Below are 1,618 nucleotides of genomic sequence, written 5' to 3'. Positions count from 1 at the left end.
TTAGTAGTCGCGATTTTAACTGCTGTTATCATGCTTGGAATCCAAATAAGAATCCAACTCCATAATAACGAGGGAATCAAGCCAGCCCAGCTTAATTTGATTTCTTTCATTGATGTACCTCCCTTAAATTTATAAGAATATTGTACCATGCTACGAACAAATTTTCTATAGAATTTTGATAACAAGAAAAAGCGCCTTAGCCGAGTTGGTTGGGGCGCTTTTATCTATAGAAACGTTATTTTCTTCATGTTTAAAATATATCATTAATAGTAAGACTGAAGACAATTTGTTGCACATCGTATAAATAATCCCCTTCGGCTACAGTTTCAATAGTTGTTTCCATTGTATCTAAAACAACCTCTATTTCACTTTCTATGGCATTATAAATAGCATGATTCATATCGTTTCTAAGCTGTATTTGGAGGAAAGGACTTAACTTATCAACAACACTAACTTTGAATTTTTGGGCATTATCCGCAGTATCAAAACTCAATATTATGTTAATGTTACAACATATTGGTGACATGTACACAGAGTGTTCTAGGCTCCCTACTGCTAAATAGGTTTCCCTACCTTCGTTTTTTTCTATATTAATATTAATTTCAAACTCTAGTTCCGTCATTTCATAATCGCTTTCTATATTTAAGTCCATATTAGTAATAGTTGTTGAAATTTTAATTGGGGCATAATCAAAAAAGTCTGAGGGTGTAACCCCCAAATATTGACAAAGTCCATCTATAGTGTCCATTTGGATCATTTTACTGTCATTCTGGGATATAGCTGTTAGTGTTGATCTTGATATGCCTGTATCTTTAGAAACACGTGTTATTTTTAAGTTTCTTTCAGCTAAAAGTACGGCTAATCTATTTCTTAGCATTTTGAACCACCTCTATAACTTATTGTAGCATATACACTTCGTTTTTTTCAATCGAATAAACATATATTATTGACATGCCTTCGATTAGATGTTATTATTTCTTTATAAATGTAGTGCATTCACTTCATTTTTTAATATTAATGGTCATGTTTGATCTATCGTTGTCACTGTGTTTATAGTATATTAGCCAAAACGGCTGTTTATATAAATAACTAAAATTTAGAAATGGAGCGATGTAAATGCAAGAATTAGTAACAACACACCAAAATGAAAGTGGCGACATTATTGTAAGTGCCCGAGAACTTCATGAATTTCTCTGTGTTAAAACGCAGTACACGAAATGGTTTGGCAGAATGACTGAGTACGGATTTGTTGAAAACACTGACTTCATATTGGTTAGTCAAAAATGTCCGACCAATAATCCTAAGAACCCTACTACAGAAATAATAGATCACCATATTAAACTGCCAATGGCAAAAGAAATTTCCATGATTCAGCGCACCGAAAAGGGCAAGCAAGCTCGTCAATATTTTTTACAAGTTGAAGCCGCATGGAACTCACCTGAAATGGTTTTAAGCCGAGCGCTTGAGTTCGCCAGTCAACAGCGCCAGCAACTACTTGCCAAAGTAGCTGAATATGAACCAAAGGCTGCTTACTATGATTATGTGCTGCAAAGTCCTAGCCTAATTCGCATTACGGATATTGCGAAAGATTACGGCATGTCAGCCCGCCAGTTAAATG

The 1,618-nt window shown here is 34.6% G+C and carries 2 protein-coding genes; one reads left to right on the top strand and one right to left on the bottom strand.

Annotated elements, in window-relative coordinates; all coding sequences use genetic code 11:
- Positions 1-250: 250 nt before the first annotated feature.
- Positions 251-877 (bottom strand): helix-turn-helix domain-containing protein, encoded by a 627-nt coding sequence (locus tag MFLO_RS15240; RefSeq protein ID WP_077913262.1) that lies wholly within the window; start codon positions 875-877, stop codon positions 251-253.
- Between the two features lie 239 nt (positions 878-1,116).
- Between MFLO_RS15240 and MFLO_RS13730 the strand changes: the two genes are divergently transcribed.
- Positions 1,117-1,618 (top strand): antA/AntB antirepressor family protein (locus MFLO_RS13730; RefSeq protein ID WP_036098610.1); only part of this gene is annotated, 502 nt, incomplete at its 3' end.

This window comes from Listeria floridensis FSL S10-1187 (genome assembly GCF_000525875.1).
Classification (GTDB): Bacteria; Bacillota; Bacilli; order Lactobacillales; family Listeriaceae; genus Listeria; species Listeria floridensis.
This window is presented reverse-complemented; position numbering and strand designations above follow the sequence as displayed.